The following is a 19,654-nucleotide window of genomic DNA, read 5'->3' as shown; positions in this document are numbered from 1 at the left end:
AGTTATGATGGTTGTTATCTACCCGTCATACTTCAAGCTGCATGTGCGTTGGCTTTCCTCGCTCACCCCAGTCACGTACTTATGTACGCTCCTGAGATTCGCTGCGTTGCCGCCTTCCTGCAGCTCGAATTATTTGGGTATCTGTATAAAATTCCCTTGTATTAGCTTGTATATACATTTGGCAGTTGGATAAAAAGTTGTCAAATATATTGGTTGTAAATGTTAACTAGTCGTTATTTTTGCATAAAAAATGGCCGGGCTGAGAATAGGCCGACCATGCAGAAAACGCGATTTTACGGGGGGAGAGTGTTACGCAGCGCTACCCTGGGCCAGAGGCGCTAATGCAGCAGGAAGGTTCTGACCCAGCTCCTGTACCAGCGAATCGCGGCTGATTTCGTTAATCGATTTCGCACCGGTCAGGGTCATCGCCACTTTCATCTCTTTCTCGATTAGGTTCAACAGGTTCGCCACACCGGCCTGGCCGTGGGTGGCGAGCGCGTAAAGATAAGCACGCCCCAGCAGAACGCTATCCGCGCCCAGCGCAATCATGCGCACAACGTCCAGACCGTTACGGATACCGCTGTCTGCCAGAATGGTGATATCGCCTTTCACCGCATCGGCAATGGCGGGCAGCGCGCGAGCAGAAGACAGCACGCCATCTAACTGGCGGCCACCGTGGTTAGAAACGACAATACCATCCGCGCCGAAACGGACGGCATCGCGGGCATCTTCCGGATCGAGGATCCCTTTGATCACCATCGGGCCATCCCAGAATTCGCGGATCCACTCAAGGTCTTTCCACGAAATTGACGGATCGAAGTTATTCGCCAGCCAGCCAATGTAATCCTCAAGGCCGGTAGGTTTGCCAAGATAGGTTGAGATATTGCCTAAATCATGCGGACGGCCGTTCAGGCCCACGTCCCATGCCCACTGCGGATGGGTAACCGCTTGCCAGTAACGACGCAGCGCGGCGTTGGGACCGCTCATTCCGGAATGGGCGTCACGGTAGCGTGCGCCAGGTGTTGGCATATCGACGGTAAAGACCAACGTAGAGCAGCCCGCCGCTTTGGCGCGCTCCAGCGCGTTGCGCATAAAGCCACGATCGCGCAGAACATATAACTGGAACCACATTGGGCGCCTGATGGTCGGCGCGACTTCTTCAATTGGACATACGGAAACCGTGGAAAGCGTAAACGGAATGCCTTTGGCGTCAGCGGCAGCGGCGGCCTGCACTTCGCCCCGGCGCGCATACATTCCGCACAGGCCGACAGGCGCGAGGGCCACGGGCATGGAGAGCGTTTCGTTGAACAGCTTTGTCTCGAGGCTCAGATCGGACATATTCTTCAGCACACGCTGGCGCAGCGCCACTTCCGACAGGTCTTCGACGTTGCGGCGCAGAGTGCGCTCGGCATACGCGCCGCCGTCAATGTAGTGGAACAAGAAAGGGGGCAAAATACTTTGGGCTGCGGCGCGATAGTCGCTGGCTGCTGAAATAATCATGTGTTGTTCTCCCTGCTATTCTCACCAGGATCACCGGGCAGGCGGGTGATACGCGCCTGGCGGGCCTGATCTTCATCAAATTGTTTAATCGTGGTGTGGACAAAGCTGAGGTGCGCCATCATGGCCTTACGCGCGCCATCGGCATCACTGGCGATAATGGCGTCCAGCACGGCCTGATGTTGTTCTGTAAGCTGTGAAAATACGGGTGGCACAAGATACATACGTTGGCGGCTCTGTTTTACCGAAGACTGCAATACGTCGAAGAAACCGCGCATGGTCTGTAACAGCACCACGTTATGCGAGGCTTCCGCAATGGCGAGATGAAAGCGCACGTCCGCCTGTGAGGCGAGATCTGGATCTTCGCTTTGCGTAGCCTCGAAACAGAGTCTGATCTTCTCTTTGTCGGCGCTGGTGGCCCGCATGGCTGCGTGCCAGGCGGTACTGGCTTCAATGGCGTGGCGGGCTTCCAGAATATCGAAGCTGTAATCAGGATCGTCCGCCAGCAGGGTTTTCAGCGGCTGAACGATGTTTTGTTCAGACCAGGCTTCATGCTGCCAGCGAACAAACGTCCCGCCGCCGCGACGGCTGATCAACACGCCTTCACTCACCAGCTTTGCTAACGCCTCGCGCAGCGAGTTGCGCGACACGCCGAGCTGTACGGCCAACTGGCGCTCAGCGGGCAACTTCATGCCCGCCTCCAGCTGTTGTTCTTCAATCAGCGCCCGCACACGAGATGCGACCTCGTCTGACAGGCGTCTGGGCATCACAATCATGGAATCATCCAGGTTAAGACATAAGCCTGCAGGGTGGTAATCACCCCCACCATACAGGTGAAAATCAGGCTATGTTTCACGGTAAAGCGGAACAGATCAGACTCTTTCCCCACTAATCCCACTGCCGCACAGGCGATAGCGATAGACTGTGGAGAGATCATCTTGCCGGTCACGCCGCCGGTGGTATTTGCCGCCACCATCAGCACATCCGAAACGCCGATTTGCTGAGCTGCGGTGGCCTGCAGGGCGGCAAACAGGGCGTTAGATGAGGTATCGGACCCGGTCAGGAATACCCCCAGCCAGCCGAGGAACGGCGAGAAGAAAGTAAACGCGCTGCCAGTGTGCGCCAGGGCCAACGCCAGGGTTGATGACAGCCCGGAGTAGTTAGAGATAAACGCGAATGCCAGCACCATCCCGATGGAATAGATTGGTAGCGCCAGATCTTTCAGCGTGTTGCCAAAGGTCTGCAGCGCAGCGGACGGCTTCATCTTCAGCCAGACGATAGACAGCAGAGCGGCAAACAGAATCGCGGTACCGGTCGCGGAGAACCAGTCAAATTTGTACACCGCCGCGTAGGCTGTGGCTTCGTGTACGACCGGTGGCATACGGGCTACCAGCTTGTCGAGGAACGGAACCGGAATATTGACCACCCAGTGGTACATCGCGCCACCCGGCGCAAACAGCGCTTTAAACGGCGGTATGCTCCACAGCGTGACGGTGGCTGTCAGGAACAGGAACGGGGACCAGGCGCGGATGATTTGCCCTGTAGTGTAGCGGGTGCGCGACAGGTCCATATCGACCTGCGAAGCGCCCATATCGCCGAAGCGGAAGATACGTACCGGCTGCCAGCGTTTCAGGAACAGCGTCAGACACACCAGTGAGACCAGCGAAGAGATGATGTCCGGCAGTTCCGGCCCGATAAAGTTCGAGCTGAGATACTGGGCGATAGCAAACGAGCCGCCAGCGACCATTACCGCAGGCCAGGTTTCTTTCACGCCGCGCCAGCCATCCATAATCGCCATAATCCAGAACAGCACGATAATCGTCAGGAACGGCAGCTGGCGACCGACCATCTGGCCAATCTCGAAGCTGTCCAGTCCGGTAACCTGACCAGCCACCAGAATCGGAATACCCATCGCGCCAAAGGCGACTGGCGCGGTATTCACGATCAAGCACAGCCCGGCCGCGTACAGCGGGTTAAAGCCCAGACCCACCAGCAGCGCGGCGGTAATGGCGACCGGTGCGCCAAAGCCTGCCGCCCCCTCAAGGAATGCTCCAAAGGAGAAACCGACGATCAGCATTTGCAGACGCTGGTCTGGGGTAATGGAGAGTATTGATGAACGGATGATGTCGAACTGCCCGGTTTTTACCGAGATTTTATAAACGAATACTGCTGCGATGATTATCCAGGCAATCGGCCACAGACCATAAAAGAAACCATATACCACCGAAGCCAGAGCGTGATCGACCGGCATTTTGTAGAACAGTAGAGCGACAGCCAGAGCGATCACTACCGTCCATGACGCCGCAACATAGCCTTTCAGCTTGAGCTTAATCAGGGCGAAGAAAAAGAACAGGATTGGGAGCGATGCGATCAGACTGGAAAGCCAGATGTTACCGGCCGGATCGTAGTTCTGTTGCCAGAGATTCATTGCAGGTCTCCTGGGGGCCTCAGACATAATGAAATGAGTCTTTGCTCATCTCTTCGTCACATTATGTGTAAAAGTGGCCCTGCCAATATTGTTGTGTAGGGGTAATGACAATGAATGGTTAATCAGATGTTATTTATTGGCAACGGTATTGTACGCGAATTTTAATGAAATGTGAGGTGATGGTAGGATCTGGTTATAATTGGTAGGGCCAATTGGCGGGGCAGGAAAGACCGGGCAAACGGATGTTGCCCGGCAGGAGATCAGAACTCGGTTTTTGCAAAGCCTGTCATCTCTTTCAGGCCCATTTCACGGCCAAGTTCGGTCATCGGGTGGACGACAATCAGACCACGCACGCTTTTCTTCAGCTTACCCATGTCGGCCTGTTCTTTTTTGCTAATGGCACGGCGGAAGGGAAGTTTCGTTAGCTTTTGCGCTTCTTTGCTCAGCTTCTGGCCGTGGACTTCACGCAGGCGTGCGATCTCGGCTTCCAGGGTTTCTTTCTCTTTTTCCAGCTCGGCATATTTGTCTGCGGCTTCAACCAGCGACAGGTCAGCCTGCTGATGGCGGATAGCGTCCAGACGATCGCTCAGGCGTTTAATTTCGTTTTTTTCGACTTCTTTCATAGGATAGCTTCTGATAAAAATAGAATGTATATCCTATAGTATGCGCGCAGAGCGGGATTCTTCACAACAAATCGAAGATAAATAATCAAATGCCGCAAGTATTAATCAGCTAATGATAATATTACGCTTTTGATTGATAAGGAATTTTAAGCAATAAGATCGGCCATGGCGCTTTCTGTTGGCGGGTTGATAGCGAAGCACGTTTTCCTCAATATAATCGCCCAACCGATCCTAAACTTAAATGATCAACCGCGCAGGCTAAGTGTGGTTAATACATGGAGGAGGGAAGATTATGGCGAAAATAGGTGAGAATGTTTCGGTTCTTATTGATAAGACTGTTGATTTCATGGCCTCAAGCCAGGCTTTTCGCGAGTATCTGAATAAAACACCGCCGCGCAACGTTGTCCCTTCTGAAATACCGCAGGAGAATGCGCAGCTGTATCTGCAACGTCTGGCGTACTATCGACAGCTTTATCGACCGCAGCAGGAAGAGAAATAAGCCTGCATGGACTTATTTTTGAAAGGCTTTTTTTAAGCTGATTTTAGAAATCAGCTCGGTCAGGGAAAGTACCATCGTGGAGCGTACCATTTGCTGGTAGCGCTGGATTTGCATGGCGTGCAAACCTGAGTCTGAGGTATCAAACTGTGGCGGCGGCGGGAGTGCCGTCACGCAGTGAAGCTCGCCAAACGGCCCGAGAATCTCGTCGTCGGTAAACGCATATTCATTGCCGTCGTGATTCAGCTCTTCCCGCAGCGCCATCAGAAGCTCCGCATCTTCATACTCCGGGCGGCTGAGTACGCCCAGACCATAGATTAGCTTCAAACGAACCGAAAGATCGCCTAATGGACCGTCGCCGTCGAGCAACGGTTCTACGGCATATTTCACCGCATAGTCATCTTTGCGAAATACCTGAAGCACAAGGATATTCACCGCCTCAGTGAGCAGTTCTACGGCGGTGATGAGGAAGCTGCGTACGGTTTTGCCAGCATTCAGACGCTCAAGCACACGATTTTCAAAGGCCTGCGTTTGTTCCATTATTGCCTGCATATCTGACAATCTGTCATTCGGGCGCAGGCTGACCTGCGCCACATTCTCTATCATTTGGTCGCGTTATATGCGTTAACCGCCTCCGCCACCACATCACTGTTGGCATCCAGACCGGATACCTGCGCCAGCGCGGCCTGTGGACCTTTTTCGTCAATCAGCGCGGCCAGTTCCTGTGCCTGCGGATCTTCTTCACTGCGATAGTGCATTGCAGCAGCAATACCGGTAACCAGATTAACGTGCGGCAAACCATACTCCAGCGTGCCCAGCAGCGGTTTAATCAGGCGGTCGCCCGCGCTCAGTTTACGCAGCGGCTGACGTCCTACGCGCTCAACATCATCTTTCAGATACGGGTTTTCAAAACGACCGAGGATTTTCTGAATGTATGCTGCATGTTTAGCTGCATCAAAGCCATAGCGTTTGATCAGTACCGCGCCGCTCTCTTCCATCGCACCTTTGACCACTGCGCGGATTTTCTCGTCGAGAATCGCGTCACGGATGGTCTGATGACCGGTCAATTTTCCGAGGTACGCGGTTATAGCATGCCCGGTGTTCAGCGTGAAGAGTTTACGTTCGACAAATGCCATCAGGTTATCAGTTAATTCCATTCCCGGGATGTTTGGCAGCTCGCCTTTGAACTGCGTTTGGTCGACAATCCACTCGCTGAATGTTTCGACGGTAACTTCCAGCGGATCGTTGGTCGCAGAAGCAGATGGCGGCACGATGCGATCCACGGCGGAATCGACAAAGCCAACATGTTCTTCAACCCAGCCTTTGTCTTCATCTGCCAGCGCGTTCATGACGTGGCCTTTCAGCTGTGTGGTTCCGCGCACCATGTTTTCACAGGCGATGATATTCAGCGGGGCATCCACGCCCTGCGCCTTACGTTTTACCAGCCCTTTAGCGATGGCCGGAGCGATACGCTCAAGCACAACCGGACCCACGGCAGTGGTGATTAAATCAACGTGGGCAATCAGGTCGACGACATCATCGCCGATGCTGCTGACGGCGTTGACGCCGGAAACGGTATCAACCTGCTCGTTTTCACCCACAACATGAACCTGATAGCTATGACGGGCATTCAGGGCATCGAGCACGACCTGGTTTACATCCGCAAACGTCAGCTGTATCCCCGCGTCCGCCAGCAGTTTGCCGATAAAGCCACGACCGATATTACCTGCGCCAAAATGTAATGCTTTCATAGTATTAACCTTCATTAATGTTTTTACCCAAGAGGGCTGGGGTGAGGCTTTTCCCTCAACCTAACCCTCTCCACAAGGGAGAGGATTTTGTAGGCCCGGTAAGCGTGAGCGCCACCGGGCAATAACGTTTACTTACGACCTGCCAGCAGTTCCAGAACTTCATCTACGCTGGTGGTATGGGCCAGACGTTCGATCACGGATTCATCATCCAGCGCGTTGGTCAGGCTGGTGATGACCTGGATGTGCTCATTGTTACGTGCGGCGATACCAATGACCAGACGGGCAATATCGTCTTCTTCTTCACCGAAGCGTACGCCTTCCGGATACTGGCAGAACACCACGCCGGTTTTCAGCACGCGGTCTTTAGCTTCTACTGTACCGTGAGGTACTGCGATGGATTCACCGAGGTAAGTCGGCGTCAGCTTTTCGCGGTCCAGCATCGCCTCGACGTATTCCGGCTCAACATAGCCGCCTTTCACCAGTTGTTCACCAGCAAAGCGAATCGCCTCTTCTTTGTTAGCGGCTTTCCGACCCAGGAAGATATTCTCCGCGCCCAGCTTGAACAGGTGGGTATCACCCTCCTCAAAGCTGTCTTTCAGATGATCGCGGACTTTCTCTTCGTTCACGTTGTGGCGCTGTGCAGCAACCAGACGTTCGGTCAGGCTGGTGTACAGGCCGCTATCCAGGAAGTTGGTCAGCGAAATATGCTGCGCCTGAGGCACCTGACGCATCGCACGCTCGGTCAGGTCACGGTGGGTAATGACCAGATCCACATCCGGCGGCAGATTGTTAATCGCGCTGTTGGTGACGGAAATCTGAGACAGACCCGCATCCTGCACTTTCTTACGCAATACGCCTGCGCCCATGGCGCTGGAACCCATACCGGCATCGCAAGCCACGATGATTTTACGTACATGGCTCAGGTCGTTGGTCACGTCGCCAGCCGCCAGCGGAGATGCGCCTTTAGATTCCGCTTTCATGTCCTGCATACGACGGGTCGCCGCATCAATATCGTCTTCTTCTTTCACTTTGCTGGTTTTCAGCAGAATGGCTGAGACCACAAAGGAGACCGCCATGGCGGCACAGATAGCGGCGATGTTAGCGAAGTAAGCCCCCTTCGGCGTCATCGCCAGTACGGCCAGGATAGAACCCGGAGAGGCCGGAGAAACCAGACCGCCGTTCAGGATGGTCAGGGTGAATACGCCAGTCATACCGCCAAGGATAACGGCCAGGATCAGACGTGGGTTCATCAGCACGTACGGGAAGTAAATTTCGTGGATACCACCCAGGAAGTGGATGATAGCCGCGCCGCCCGCAGACTGCTTAGCGCTGCCGCGACCAAAGAACATGTACGCCAGCAGGACGCCCATACCCGGACCTGGGTTAGCTTCAATCAGGAAGAAGATGGATTTGCCCATCTCATGGGACTGCTGAATACCCAGCGGTGAGAAAATACCGTGGTTGATGGCGTTGTTGAGGAACAGGATTTTTGCCGGTTCAACGAAGATAGACGCCAGCGGCAGCATGTCATGGACAACCATGAAGTTAACGCCTGCCGCCAGAATTTTGGACAGACCTTCAACCAATGGGCCAATGCCGAGGAAAGCCAGGATGGCGAGGATCATACCGATGATGCCTGCGGAGAAGTTATTCACCAGCATCTCAAAACCGGATTTGATCTTACCGTCTACCCAGTTATCGAATTTCTTGATGCAGTAGCCGCCCAGCGGGCCTGCGATCATGGAGCCAAGGAACATCGGCATATCCGCACCGACGATAACGCCCATGGTGGTGATAGCACCAACCACGCCGCCACGCTCACCGCCTACCAACTTACCACCGGTATAACCGATCAGCAGCGGCAGCAGATAGGTGATCATCGGACCGACCAGCTTCGCCAGCGTTTCGTTCGGCAACCACCCTGTCGGAATGAATAATGCGGTGATAATACCCCACGCGATAAACGCGCCGATATTTGGCATCACCATATTGCTGAGGAATCGACCAAAGCTTTGCACCTTGATCTTAATATCGGATGACATAAAAACACCCCTTCTTATGTTTGCTATCGCGCAGGCTGAAAGCCCGAGGTTTGTTAATGTAGCGGCAGGAGGTAGCCGGACCCTGTAGATACTGCGAAATCTGGCACTGAATCGTTCAACTGTCCAGTCGACGGCCTTTTATGTGATGTTTGTCACGTAAATATAGGGTGTGTGGCGCTAGTTAATGTGACTCCAATCACAAAACACCGGTACAAAAAAACATCACAGCGCAAGAAATCGCTAAAAATGGCGGTTAAATGTGAACTTGTTCACGTTTTTGTATTTGCTGTTTGTTGGATTTTTGTGATGTGATTCACAAAGTATTTTTGTCTCGGTTTAACCAAATGTGATCTGCGACGGGTTCTGGAACTCACATTTTTCTTGCCAAATAAAGCAACTTAAAACCAGAAAAAATATTTTTTTTATGGTATGGCGAAAACCGCAAACTGCAGTTATGTTCAAAGCATCAGCCAGGATGCATACGGCTGCCGGCATAAAAAAACTCTAATTAGCGTGAATTCGAGGCAGGTATGTTTCTAAATTATTTCGCGTTAGGCGTGCTGATCTTCGTTTTTCTGGTTCTGTTTTACGGAATCATCGCCATCCATGACATTCCCTATAACATCGCTAAAAAGCGCAACCATCCCCACGCCGATGCTATCCACACGGCAGGGTGGGTAAGTCTTTTTACGTTGCATGTTATTTGGCCGTTCCTGTGGATTTGGGCCACGCTCTACCAGCCCGAAAAGGGGTGGGGAATGCAGTCGCACATCACGCCGACCGGAAAGGAACCTGACCCTGAGATAGCCGTGCTGGCAGCGCGCATCGCCCAGTTGGAAAAAAAGCTGGATGGGGAAAAAAGAATCGATAACTCCACCTTTCCGGAGATTTAATCATGGATTTGTTAATTGTCCTGACTTATGTGGCATTCGCCTGGGCCATCTTTAAAATATTCCGTATTCCGGTAAACCAGTGGACGCTTGCCACCGCAGCATTAGGTGGGGTGTTTATTGTTGCGGGACTCATCTTATTAATGAACTATAACCATCCATATACCTTTACGGCGCAAAAAGCGGTTATTTCAATTCCCGTCACCCCACAGGTCACAGGAATTGTTAGTGAGGTGACAGATAAAAATAATCAGCTGATTAAAAAAGGCGAAGTGTTATTTAAACTCGATCCTGTGCGTTATCAGGCGCGGGTTGACAGACTCCAGGCTGACCTGGTCACCGCGACCCACAATATCGACAATTTGAAAGCGCAACTGTTGGAAGCGGTCGCGAATACCACTCGCGTGTCTGCGGAACGTGACCGCCTGTATAAAGATTATCAGCGTTATTTGAAGGGTAGTCAGGCGAAGGTTAACCCGTTTTCCGAAAGTGATATCGACAATGCCCGCCAGAACTATCTGGCTCAGGATGCGCTGGTGAAAGGCTCAGTAGCGGAACAGACCCAGATTCAGAGCCAGTTAGACAGTATGGTCAATGGTGAGCAATCCCAGGTTGCCTCCCTGCGCGCCCAGCTTGCCGAAGCCAAATATAATCTTGAGCAGACCGTTGTGCGTGCGCCCAGCAACGGTTACGTGACGCAGGTGCTTATTCGCCCGGGGACTTACGCCGCCGCGTTGCCTCTGCGACCAGTTATGGTATTTATTCCTGAACAAAAACGGCTAATCGTGGCGCAATTTCGCCAGAACTCACTGCTGCGTCTTGAGCCGGGCGATGAAGCCGAAGTGGTATTCAACGCGCTGCCAGGCCAGGTGTTCAGCGGCAAACTAACCAGTATCCTTCCCGTTGTGCCGGGAGGTTCTTATCAGGCGCAGGGGGCATTACAGTCCTTAACGGTGGTGCCGGGGACCGATGGCGTATTGGCAACCATTGAACTGGATCCGAATGCCGATGTGGAGGCGCTGCCGGACGGTATCTATGCCCAGGTGGCGGTCTATTCCGACCATTTCGCCCACGTGTCGGTGATGCGTAAAGTGCTGCTGCGCATGACCAGCTGGATGCATTATCTTTATTTGGATCATTGAGAACGTCATCACCTGCCATTTGCGCTGTCCTGAGCCATACTGATATTTTTGTTGGCAAAAAGGACCCGGCATGAAACTCATTGGCAGCTATACCAGCCCTTTTGTGCGTAAAATTTCTATTCTGTTACTGGAAAAGGGCATCACCTTCGAATTTGTAAATGAACTCCCCTACAACGCGGATAGCGGCGTGGCGCGCTATAACCCGTTAGGAAAAGTGCCCGCGCTGGTTACTGATGAGGGTGAGTATTGGTTTGATTCTCCAATCATCGCGGAATACATAGAGCTGCTGGATATTGCGCCAGCTATGTTGCCGCGTGAACCGCTGGCGGCGCTGAAGGTACGGCAGTTGGAGGCGCTGGCAGACGGCATTATGGATGCCGGTTTAGTCTCGGTACGCGAACAGGCTCGCCCCGCCGCACAGCAGTCAGAAACAGAGTTGTTACGCCAGCGGGAGAAGATCACCCGCAGTCTGGATGTGCTGGAAGGCTATCTGGCGGACGGTACGCTGAAAACTGATACGGTTAACCTGGCCACCATTGCGATTGCCTGCGCTGTCGGCTATCTCAATTTCCGTCGGGTCGCGCCCGGCTGGTGTGTGGACCGCCCGCGTCTGGTCAAACTGGTGGAAACGCTCTTTCAGCGCGAAAGTTTTGCCCGTACGGAACCGCCAAAGGCTTGATACACGTTATGTCCGCCTGAGCAAAGTCACGATACAATCCTTCCTATATCGATATCCCTCTCCACGGTGGAGAGGGCCACCAACAGCCAGGCCCTTTCATGACAACCGACATGCGTTCACTCTACAGCCAGCTTCCTGCTATCGATCGTTTATTGCGCGATAGCGCTTTCTCAGCCTTACGTGAATCCCACGGTCATACCCGGGTAGTTGACCTGCTACGTCATATGCTCGACGAAGCCAGAGAAGCCATTCGCGACGCCCACGCGCTCCCGGCATGGTGTGAGGACTGGGCGCAAGAAGCCAGAGCCAGGCTGGAAAGAGAATCGCAAAGCGCGCTGCGTCCAGTGATTAACCTGACCGGAACGGTGCTGCATACTAACCTGGGTCGTGCGTTGCAGGCCGAGGAAGCCATCGATGCGGTGGTGCAGGCGATGCGCACGCCGGTGACGCTGGAATACAGCCTGGATGATGCCGGGCGCGGACATCGGGATCGGGCGTTGGCGGATTTACTCTGTCGCCTGACGGGGGCCGAAGACGCTTGTATCGTGAATAACAATGCGGCAGCGGTGCTGCTGATGCTGGCCGCCACGGCTAACGGCAAAGAGGTGGTCGTTTCGCGCGGTGAACTGGTGGAAATTGGCGGCGCGTTTCGTATTCCTGATGTGATGTGTCAGGCCGGATGTATGCTGCGCGAAGTGGGGACCACCAACCGCACCCACGCGAAAGATTACCGCCAGGCGGTGAATGAAAATACCGGCCTGCTGATGAAGGTGCACACCAGTAATTACAGCATCGAAGGCTTTACGAAGTCGGTGGATGAGGCTGAGCTGGCCGCCATTGGCCGGGAGCTGGATGTACCTGTGGTGGCGGATCTCGGCAGCGGTTCGCTGGTCGATCTCAGCCAGTATGGTTTGCCGCAGGAGCCAATGCCGCAGCAACTGATTGCCGCAGGCGTGAGTCTGGTGAGCTTCTCTGGCGACAAACTGCTGGGCGGGCCGCAGGCCGGGATTATCGTCGGTAAAAAAGAGATGATCGCCCGCTTGCAGAGCCATCCGCTGAAACGTGCGTTACGGGCAGATAAAATGACGCTGGCGGCGCTGGAAGCAACGCTGCGTCTGTATCTGCACCCGGAAGCGCTGGCGGCGAAGCTGCCGACATTACGCCAGCTCACTCGCTCGCAAGAGGCGATTTACGCACAGGCCCAGCAATTACAGGCGCAGCTTGCCGATCGTTACAGCGACGAGTTTGCTTTGAATGTGATGCCTTGCCTGTCGCAGATTGGTAGCGGTTCGTTGCCTGTTGACAGGTTACCCAGCGCGGCATTGACCTTTACCCCGCATGACGGGCGCGGTAGCCGCCTCGACGCACTGGCCGCCCGCTGGCGTGCGCTGCCCGTGCCGATCATTGGGCGAATTTATGATGGCCGCATGTGGCTGGATCTGCGCTGCCTTGAAGACGAGACCCGGTTTATGGAGATGATGCTGAAATGATTATTGCGACCGCCGGACACGTTGACCACGGAAAAACAACGTTATTACAGGCAATTACGGGCGTGAATGCCGACCGTCTGCCGGAGGAAAAAAAGCGTGGCATGACCATCGATCTCGGCTATGCCTACTGGCCGCAGCCGGATGGGCAGGTGTTGGGGTTTATTGATGTTCCCGGACACGAAAAGTTTTTGTCCAACATGCTGGCGGGTGTAGGCGGTATCGACCACGCGCTGCTGGTCGTCGCCTGTGATGACGGCGTGATGGCGCAAACGCGTGAACATTTGCAAATTCTGCAACTGACGGGCAATCCGCAAATCACCGTGGCGCTCACAAAAGCCGATCGCGTGGATGAGGAACGCATCAATACGGTGCGTGAAGAGGTACACACCACGCTGGAGAACTATGGTTTTGCCGATGCGGCTCTGTTTGTGACTGCCGCCAGTGAAGGCCGTGGGATCGAAGAACTGCGCGACCATTTATTGCAATTAACCTCACGCGAGCATGCCCGCGATCACAGCTTCCGCCTGGCGATTGACCGTGCTTTTACGGTCAAGGGCGCAGGGCTGGTGGTGACCGGGACGGCGCTCAGCGGTGAAGTGAATGTCGGGGATACGCTGTGGCTGACGGGCGTCAATAAGCCAATGCGCGTACGTAGCCTGCATGCGCAAAACCAGGCTACTGAGCATGCTCATGCCGGGCAGCGTATTGCGCTGAATATTGCCGGTGATGCGCAAAAAGAAGAGCTTAACCGCGGCGACTGGCTGCTTTCCGATGTCCCGCCAGAGGCTTTTAACCGCGTGATTGTCTCTTTAGAACATGCCGCGCCGCTGACGCAGTGGCAACCGCTGCATATTCACCACGCGGCCAGCCATGTCACCGGGCGCATCTCACTGCTTGAAGGAACGCTGGCGGAACTGGTGTTTGATACACCGTTGTGGCTCGCCGATAACGACCGCCTGGTGCTGCGCGATATTTCTGCCCGCACGACGCTGGCTGGCGCACGCGTCGTCACGCTCAACCCACCGCGCCGCGGAAAGCGTAAACCGGAATATCTGCAGTGGCTGTCGGCGCTCGAAAATGCACGCACCGACGGCGACGCCCTGGCGTTGCATCTGACGCGTGGGGCGGTGAATATTCCTGACTTTGCCTGGGCGCGCCAGCTCAACGGCAATGGGATGCGCCCGTTGATTGAGCAACATGGTTTTATTCAGGCGGGGTACAGCCTGTTGAATGCGCCCGTTGCCGCGCGCTGGCAGCGAAAAGTCCTCGATACGCTGGCGACCTATCACGAACAGCACCGTGATGAGCCAGGGCCAGGGCGCGAACGTCTGCGTCGTATGGCGTTGCCGATGGAAGACGAAGCGCTGGTCTTGCTGCTGATTGAAAAGATGCGCGAGAGTGGTGCCATCCATAGCCATCATGGCTGGCTGCATTTGCCGGATCATAAGGCGGGTTTCAGCGATGAGCAGCAGGCAATCTGGCTAAAAGCAGAACCGCTTTTTGGCGATGAGCCGTGGTGGGTGCGCGATCTGGCAAAACAGACGGGTACGGATGAGCAAATGATGCGCGTGGCATTACGACAAGCGGCGCAGCAAGGCATTATTACTGCGATCGTGAAAGATCGTTATTACCGTAACGATCGGATTGTGGCCTTCGCCAACATGATCCGCGAACTGGATCAGGAGAAAGGATCGACCTGCGCCGCCGATTTTCGCGACAGGCTTAATGTGGGGCGTAAATTAGCTATCCAGATTCTGGAATATTTTGACCGGATTGGTTTTACGCGTCGTCGCGGAAATGATCATTTATTACGCGATGCATTACTGTTTCCTGAAAAATAATGAAACAATTAATTCAGAAATCAAATGAATTAATACAATATATATATTGATTGAAATCAGCACATTAGATTATGAACCTAATGTGCTCTTTTATTCTGAATGTTATTAAAATAACAACCTCGATCATATTTTGTTGGAAATTTCACACGTATGCTTCCTGACTCTTTTGAGTAATTAAGGATCGTACAATGGCTGCTTCAACATTTTTTATTCCTTCCGTGAATGTAATCGGCGCTGATTCATTAAAAGATGCGATGAAAACCATGGCTGAATATGGTTTTCGCCGCACGCTAATTGTCACGGATGCCATGTTGACCAAATTAGGTATGGCTGGTGAGATTCAAAAGGCATTACAGGAACATGGTATTTTCAGCGTAATTTACGATGGTACGCATCCTAACCCCACGACCAGCAACGTTGCTGCTGGCCTGAAAATGCTGAAAGAAAACGACTGCGATAGCGTTATTTCTCTCGGCGGCGGTTCGCCACACGATTGTGCGAAAGGTATCGCGCTGGTGGCCGCTAACGGTGGCTATATCGGTGATTACGAAGGCGTTGACCGCTCTGCAAAACCGCAGTTGCCGATGATTGCCATTAACACCACGGCGGGTACAGCATCTGAAATGACCCGTTTCTGCATCATTACCGATGAAGAACGCCATATTAAAATGGCGATTGTCGACAAGCACGTCACTCCGCTGCTGTCGGTCAATGACTCCTCGCTGATGGTCGGTATGCCGAAATCTCTGACGGCGGCCACCGGTATGGATGCGTTGACCCACGCTATCGAAGCCTACGTTTCTATTGCTGCGACCCCGATTACCGATGCGTGTGCGCTGAAAGCGGTCACCATGATTGCGGAAAACCTGCCAGTTGCCGTTGAAGATGGCAGCAATGCTCAGGCGCGTGAAGCCATGGCTTATGCGCAATTCCTTGCAGGTATGGCATTTAACAACGCCTCTTTGGGTTACGTGCACGCCATGGCGCACCAGTTGGGTGGCTTCTACGATCTGCCACACGGTGTATGTAACGCCGTGCTGCTGCCGCATGTGCAGGTTTTCAACAGCAAAGTTGCTGCCGCTCGTCTGCGTGATTGCGCGGCTGCGATGGGCGTTAACGTTGCTGGACTGAGTGCAGAGCAAGGGGCGGAAGCCTGTATCGCGGCGATCCGTGAACTGGCGCAGAAAGTGAATATTCCGGCTGGTCTGCGTGAGCTAAACGTGAAGGAAGAAGATTTTGCCGTTCTGGCGACCAATGCCCTGAAAGATGCCTGTGGTTTCACTAATCCGATTCAGGCGACACATGAAGAAATCATGGCGATTTATCGTGCTGCGATGTAATTCGTGATACCTGTCGTAAAGCAGTAAAAGGCTGGCGAATTATTCGCCAGCCCCGTCTACCCTTGTAGTACCCCTACAGCAAGGAGACGGTCATGACCAATAACCCCCCTTCAACGCGTATTTATCCCGGCGAGTATGGTTACCCTCTGAAGTTAAAAGCCCGATACGATAACTTTATCGGCGGAGACTGGGTCGCGCCGGTGGACGGCGAGTATTACCAAAACCTGACGCCGGTCACCGGGCAATTGCTGTGCGAAGTGGCCTCTTCCGGTAAGAAGGATATCGATCTGGCACTGGATGCCGCGCACAAAATAAAAGATAAATGGGCGCAAACATCCGTACAGGACAGAGCGGCGATTCTGTTCAAAATCGCCGATCGTATGGAACAAAACCTGGAGCTGCTGGCGACGGCAGAAACCTGGGATAACGGTAAGCCCATCCGTGAAACCAGCGCGGCAGACGTGCCGCTGGCGATTGACCATTTCCGCTATTTCGCCTCCTGTATTCGTGCGCAGGAAGGGGGGATCAGCGAGGTTGATAGTGAGACCGTGGCTTATCATTTCCATGAGCCTCTTGGCGTGGTCGGGCAAATTATCCCGTGGAACTTCCCGCTGCTAATGGCCAGTTGGAAGATGGCGCCCGCGCTGGCGGCGGGTAACTGCGTGGTGCTTAAACCTGCGCGCCTGACGCCGCTGTCTGTGCTGCTGCTGATGGAGGTCATCGGCGATCTGCTCCCGCCTGGTGTCGTGAACGTGGTAAACGGCGCGGGTGGGGAAATCGGTGAGTATCTGGCGACGTCTAAACGTATCGCAAAAGTGGCGTTTACCGGCTCAACGGAAGTCGGCCAGCAGATCATGCAGTATGCCACGCAGAACATTATTCCCGTCACGCTGGAGCTGGGTGGGAAATCGCCCAATATCTTCTTCGCGGACGTGATGGATGAAGAAGATGCGTTCTTTGACAAAGCGCTGGAAGGCTTTGCGCTATTTGCCTTTAACCAGGGCGAAGTGTGTACCTGTCCGAGCCGCGCGCTGGTGCAGGAATCCATTTACGAACGCTTTATGGAAAGAGCCATTCGCCGGGTGGAGAGCATCCGCAGCGGCAACCCGTTAGACAGCGTGACACAAATGGGGGCGCAGGTTTCACATGGTCAACTGGAAACCATTCTGAATTACATCGATATTGGTAAGAAAGAAGGGGCGGATGTCCTGACCGGTGGACGGCGCAAGCAGCTGGATGGTGAGTTAAAGGAGGGGTACTACCTCGAACCGACCATTCTGTTTGGCAAGAACAATATGCGGGTTTTCCAGGAGGAGATCTTCGGCCCGGTACTGGCTGTTACGACCTTTAAAACCATGGACGAAGCGCTGGAAATTGCCAATGACACCCAATATGGACTTGGCGCTGGCGTCTGGAGCCGTAACGGAAATCTCGCGTACAAGATGGGCCGCGGGATTCAGGCGGGGCGTGTCTGGACCAACTGCTACCATGCTTATCCGGCACATGCGGCGTTCGGCGGCTATAAGCAGTCGGGCATTGGGCGCGAGACACACAAAATGATGCTTGAGCATTATCAACAAACCAAATGCCTGCTGGTGAGCTACTCGGATAAACCGCTGGGGCTGTTTTAATATCCCGTCACTTACTGCCCGGTCGCATTTAGCGTACCGGGCATCAAGTTATGTCCTGCAGCTTAAAGTATGAAAAATATACCCTATGGATTTCGTGTTGCTTCGAGGCGGTAAGAGAGGGAATCTCCAGGAGCTTACTCCGGTAAGTGACTGGGGTGAACGTACGCAACCAACAAAGAAGCAGTTCGAAAGACGACGGGTATATAGAAAGTCATATATCGTTATATAAATAACCCCATTGCATCCAATCTGGTCATTCCACTACTATTATCAACTCTATTTTTTAAATAAATAGCAGCCAAGTTCTTTAATTTAAATCCCTGAGGCAAATATGTTCCTTGATTATTTTGCATTAGGAGTGCTTATTTTTGTATTCCTGGTCATTTTTTACGGGATTATTATTCTGCATGATATTCCCTATCTCATTGCAAAGAAACGTAACCATCCTCATGCCGACGCTATACATGTTGCGGGCTGGGTTAGCTTGTTTACCTTACATGTTATTTGGCCCTTTTTATGGATCTGGGCAACGCTTTATCGCCCGGAGCGCGGGTGGGGTATGCAGAGCGCGGATTCTTCCCTGATCCAGCTTCAGGCGCGGGTTGCCGATCTGGAAAAGAAACTGGGTGAGGTTAAGACCTCTCCGGCGGAGTAATATCGATGGATTTACTGATTGTTCTGACCTATGTGGCATGCGCATGGTCGATATTTAAAATTTTTAAAATTCCTGTAAATAAATGGACGGTACCCACTGCGGCATTGGGTGGTATTTTCATTGTTTGCGGACTTATATTACTGATGAATTATAACCATCCGTATACCTTTAAGGCGCAAAAAGCGGTAATTTCTATTCCCGTGGTGCCGCAGGTCACGGGTGTTGTAACGGAAGTGACGGATAAGAAGAATACGCTGATCAAAAAAGGCGAAGTTCTGTTTAAACTTAATCCAGGACGTTATCAGGCGCGGGTTGATCGTCTGAAAGCCGACATTGTCACCGCTCAGCATAAAGAGCAGGCGCTGGTTGCGCAGCTAGACGAAATGAAAGCTAATACGCAGCGGGCAAAGGCGACGCGTGACAAGCTGGCAAAAGATTACCAGCGCTATGCGCAGGGGAGTCAGGCGAAGGTCAACCCTTTTTCTGAACGCGATATCGATGCGGCTCGTCAAAACTATCTGGCGCAGGAAGCATCGGTGAAATCGTCTATTGCGGAGCAACAGCAAATCCAGAGCCAGTTAGACAGCCTGGTACTGGGTGAAAATTCGCAAATTGCCAGCCTGAAGGCACAACTCGCCGAAGCGGAGTTTAACCTTGACCAGACCGTGGTTCGTGCGCCCAGCGATGGTTACGTTACGCAGGTGCTGATGCGCCCCGGAACCTATGCCGCCGCGCTGCCTATGCGTCCGGTGATGGTGTTTATCCCGGAACAGAAACGGCAAATTATCGCCCAGTTCCGTCAAAACTCGCTGCTGCGACTGGAGCCAGGCGATGAAGCAGAAGTGGTGTTTAACGCCCTGCCGGGGAAGGTATTTAGCGGCAAACTGGCTGCTATCAGCCCGGCTGTACCGGGTGGTACATACCAGTCGAACGGGGCGTTGCAATCATTAAACTCTACGCCCGGTTCAGAAGGGGTGATCGCCACGATTGAACTGAACGACAATGCGGACGTGAGCGCGTTACCTGATGGGATTTACGCCCAGGTCGCCGTTTACTCTGACCACTTCGAACATGTGTCAATCATGCGCAAAGTCTTGTTGCGGATGACCAGTTGGGTGCATTACCTGTATCTCGACCACTAGGTGCAGG

The 19,654-nt window shown here is 53.4% G+C and carries 17 protein-coding genes; 10 read left to right on the top strand and 7 right to left on the bottom strand.

Translation table 11 applies throughout. The features are described from left to right. Positions 1-309: 309 nt before the first annotated feature. The 4 genes from lldD to FDW96_RS14165 form a co-directional block, all read right to left on the bottom strand. Positions 310-1,500 carry an FMN-dependent L-lactate dehydrogenase LldD gene (gene lldD / locus FDW96_RS14180; protein WP_137365851.1) on the bottom strand — a complete coding sequence of 397 codons (1,191 nt, stop codon included), beginning with the start codon at positions 1,498-1,500 and terminating at the stop codon, positions 310-312. After that, the gene (gene lldR, locus FDW96_RS14175; RefSeq protein WP_137365850.1) at positions 1,497-2,273 is read right to left on the bottom strand and encodes a transcriptional regulator LldR; all 777 of its coding nucleotides are present in this window, start codon (positions 2,271-2,273) and stop codon (positions 1,497-1,499) included. Before lldR ends, lldD begins: the two co-directional genes overlap by 4 nt. Beyond that, complete coding sequence (gene lldP, locus FDW96_RS14170; RefSeq protein ID WP_137365849.1) at positions 2,270-3,925, bottom strand: L-lactate permease; 1,656 nt, start codon at positions 3,923-3,925, stop codon at positions 2,270-2,272. Before lldP ends, lldR begins: the two co-directional genes overlap by 4 nt. 260 nt (positions 3,926-4,185) lie before the next feature. Further along, entirely contained in the window at positions 4,186-4,548 is a 363-nt protein-coding gene (locus tag FDW96_RS14165; protein WP_061380915.1) for a YibL family ribosome-associated protein, read from the bottom strand. A gap of 292 nt (positions 4,549-4,840) precedes the next feature. Here FDW96_RS14165 and FDW96_RS14160 point away from each other — a divergent pair, with 292 nt between their 5' ends. Further along, the gene (locus FDW96_RS14160) at positions 4,841-5,047 is read left to right on the top strand and encodes a hypothetical protein (RefSeq protein ID WP_003827334.1); all 207 of its coding nucleotides are present in this window, start codon (positions 4,841-4,843) and stop codon (positions 5,045-5,047) included. Positions 5,048-5,059: 12 nt separating this feature from the next. On the opposite strand, the gene mtlR is transcribed toward FDW96_RS14160, so the two are convergent. From mtlR to mtlA, 3 genes are all read right to left on the bottom strand, one after another. Continuing rightward, entirely contained in the window at positions 5,060-5,650 is a 591-nt protein-coding gene (gene mtlR / locus FDW96_RS14155) for a mannitol operon repressor MtlR (protein ID WP_005120486.1), read from the bottom strand. Beyond that, positions 5,647-6,795, bottom strand: coding sequence for a mannitol-1-phosphate 5-dehydrogenase (mtlD, locus tag FDW96_RS14150; RefSeq protein ID WP_137365848.1), 1,149 nt, complete (start codon positions 6,793-6,795; stop codon positions 5,647-5,649). Before mtlD ends, mtlR begins: the two co-directional genes overlap by 4 nt. Positions 6,796-6,923: 128 nt before the next feature. Next, a complete protein-coding gene (mtlA, locus tag FDW96_RS14145) occupies positions 6,924-8,837 on the bottom strand; it encodes a PTS mannitol transporter subunit IICBA (protein WP_137365847.1) in 1,914 nt (637 codons plus the stop codon). Positions 8,838-9,367: 530 nt separating this feature from the next. On the opposite strand from mtlA, the gene FDW96_RS14135 reads away from it, so the two are divergent. The 9 genes from FDW96_RS14135 (at position 9,368) to FDW96_RS14095 (ending at position 19,647) form a co-directional block, all read left to right on the top strand. Next, entirely contained in the window at positions 9,368-9,730 is a 363-nt protein-coding gene (locus FDW96_RS14135; RefSeq protein WP_042311614.1) for a DUF3302 domain-containing protein, read from the top strand. A 2-nt stretch (positions 9,731-9,732) separates the two neighbouring features. Further along, positions 9,733-10,869 (top strand): HlyD family secretion protein, encoded by a 1,137-nt coding sequence (locus FDW96_RS14130; protein ID WP_042311616.1) that lies wholly within the window; start codon positions 9,733-9,735, stop codon positions 10,867-10,869. Positions 10,870-10,939: 70 nt separating this feature from the next. Then, positions 10,940-11,548: a glutathione S-transferase gene (locus tag FDW96_RS14125; protein ID WP_006687581.1), complete on the top strand. Its 609-nt coding sequence runs from the start codon at positions 10,940-10,942 to the stop codon at positions 11,546-11,548. 98 nt (positions 11,549-11,646) lie between these two features. Continuing rightward, on the top strand, positions 11,647-13,038 hold the full coding sequence (gene selA, locus FDW96_RS14120) for an L-seryl-tRNA(Sec) selenium transferase (protein ID WP_061380923.1): 1,392 nt from the start codon (positions 11,647-11,649) through the stop codon (positions 13,036-13,038). Beyond that, positions 13,035-14,879, top strand: coding sequence for a selenocysteine-specific translation elongation factor (selB, locus tag FDW96_RS14115; RefSeq protein WP_137349125.1), 1,845 nt, complete (start codon positions 13,035-13,037; stop codon positions 14,877-14,879). The genes selA and selB overlap by 4 nt, the downstream gene beginning before the upstream one ends. A 188-nt stretch (positions 14,880-15,067) precedes the next feature. After that, positions 15,068-16,219: an L-threonine dehydrogenase gene (yiaY, locus tag FDW96_RS14110; protein ID WP_137349124.1), complete on the top strand. Its 1,152-nt coding sequence runs from the start codon at positions 15,068-15,070 to the stop codon at positions 16,217-16,219. A gap of 92 nt (positions 16,220-16,311) precedes the next feature. After that, the gene (gene aldB, locus FDW96_RS14105) at positions 16,312-17,850 is read left to right on the top strand and encodes an aldehyde dehydrogenase AldB (protein ID WP_038635264.1); all 1,539 of its coding nucleotides are present in this window, start codon (positions 16,312-16,314) and stop codon (positions 17,848-17,850) included. Positions 17,851-18,181: 331 nt separating this feature from the next. Then, entirely contained in the window at positions 18,182-18,505 is a 324-nt protein-coding gene (locus FDW96_RS14100; protein WP_042311625.1) for a DUF3302 domain-containing protein, read from the top strand. Between the two features lie 5 nt (positions 18,506-18,510). Next, entirely contained in the window at positions 18,511-19,647 is a 1,137-nt protein-coding gene (locus tag FDW96_RS14095) for an HlyD family secretion protein (RefSeq protein WP_042311628.1), read from the top strand. The last annotated feature ends 7 nt before the right edge of the window (positions 19,648-19,654 follow it).

Source organism: Citrobacter sp. TBCS-15 (assembly GCF_005280815.1).
GTDB lineage: Bacteria > Pseudomonadota > Gammaproteobacteria > Enterobacterales > Enterobacteriaceae > Citrobacter > Citrobacter werkmanii.
This window is presented reverse-complemented; position numbering and strand designations above follow the sequence as displayed.

Coding starts and splice junctions, on each gene's coding strand:
- FDW96_RS14125 (WP_006687581.1), top strand. CDS start 10,940: ATGAAACTCATTGGCAGCTATACCAGCCCTTTTGTGCGTAAAATTTCT.
- selA (WP_061380923.1), top strand. CDS start 11,647: ATGACAACCGACATGCGTTCACTCTACAGCCAGCTTCCTGCTATCGAT.
- aldB (WP_038635264.1), top strand. CDS start 16,312: ATGACCAATAACCCCCCTTCAACGCGTATTTATCCCGGCGAGTATGGT.
- FDW96_RS14135 (WP_042311614.1), top strand. CDS start 9,368: ATGTTTCTAAATTATTTCGCGTTAGGCGTGCTGATCTTCGTTTTTCTG.
- lldD (WP_137365851.1), bottom strand. CDS start 1,500: ATGATTATTTCAGCAGCCAGCGACTATCGCGCCGCAGCCCAAAGTATT.
- FDW96_RS14160 (WP_003827334.1), top strand. CDS start 4,841: ATGGCGAAAATAGGTGAGAATGTTTCGGTTCTTATTGATAAGACTGTT.
- mtlR (WP_005120486.1), bottom strand. CDS start 5,650: ATGATAGAGAATGTGGCGCAGGTCAGCCTGCGCCCGAATGACAGATTG.
- yiaY (WP_137349124.1), top strand. CDS start 15,068: ATGGCTGCTTCAACATTTTTTATTCCTTCCGTGAATGTAATCGGCGCT.
- selB (WP_137349125.1), top strand. CDS start 13,035: ATGATTATTGCGACCGCCGGACACGTTGACCACGGAAAAACAACGTTA.
- FDW96_RS14100 (WP_042311625.1), top strand. CDS start 18,182: ATGTTCCTTGATTATTTTGCATTAGGAGTGCTTATTTTTGTATTCCTG.
- lldR (WP_137365850.1), bottom strand. CDS start 2,273: ATGATTGTGATGCCCAGACGCCTGTCAGACGAGGTCGCATCTCGTGTG.
- mtlD (WP_137365848.1), bottom strand. CDS start 6,795: ATGAAAGCATTACATTTTGGCGCAGGTAATATCGGTCGTGGCTTTATC.
- FDW96_RS14095 (WP_042311628.1), top strand. CDS start 18,511: ATGGATTTACTGATTGTTCTGACCTATGTGGCATGCGCATGGTCGATA.
- FDW96_RS14130 (WP_042311616.1), top strand. CDS start 9,733: ATGGATTTGTTAATTGTCCTGACTTATGTGGCATTCGCCTGGGCCATC.
- lldP (WP_137365849.1), bottom strand. CDS start 3,925: ATGAATCTCTGGCAACAGAACTACGATCCGGCCGGTAACATCTGGCTT.
- FDW96_RS14165 (WP_061380915.1), bottom strand. CDS start 4,548: ATGAAAGAAGTCGAAAAAAACGAAATTAAACGCCTGAGCGATCGTCTG.
- mtlA (WP_137365847.1), bottom strand. CDS start 8,837: ATGTCATCCGATATTAAGATCAAGGTGCAAAGCTTTGGTCGATTCCTC.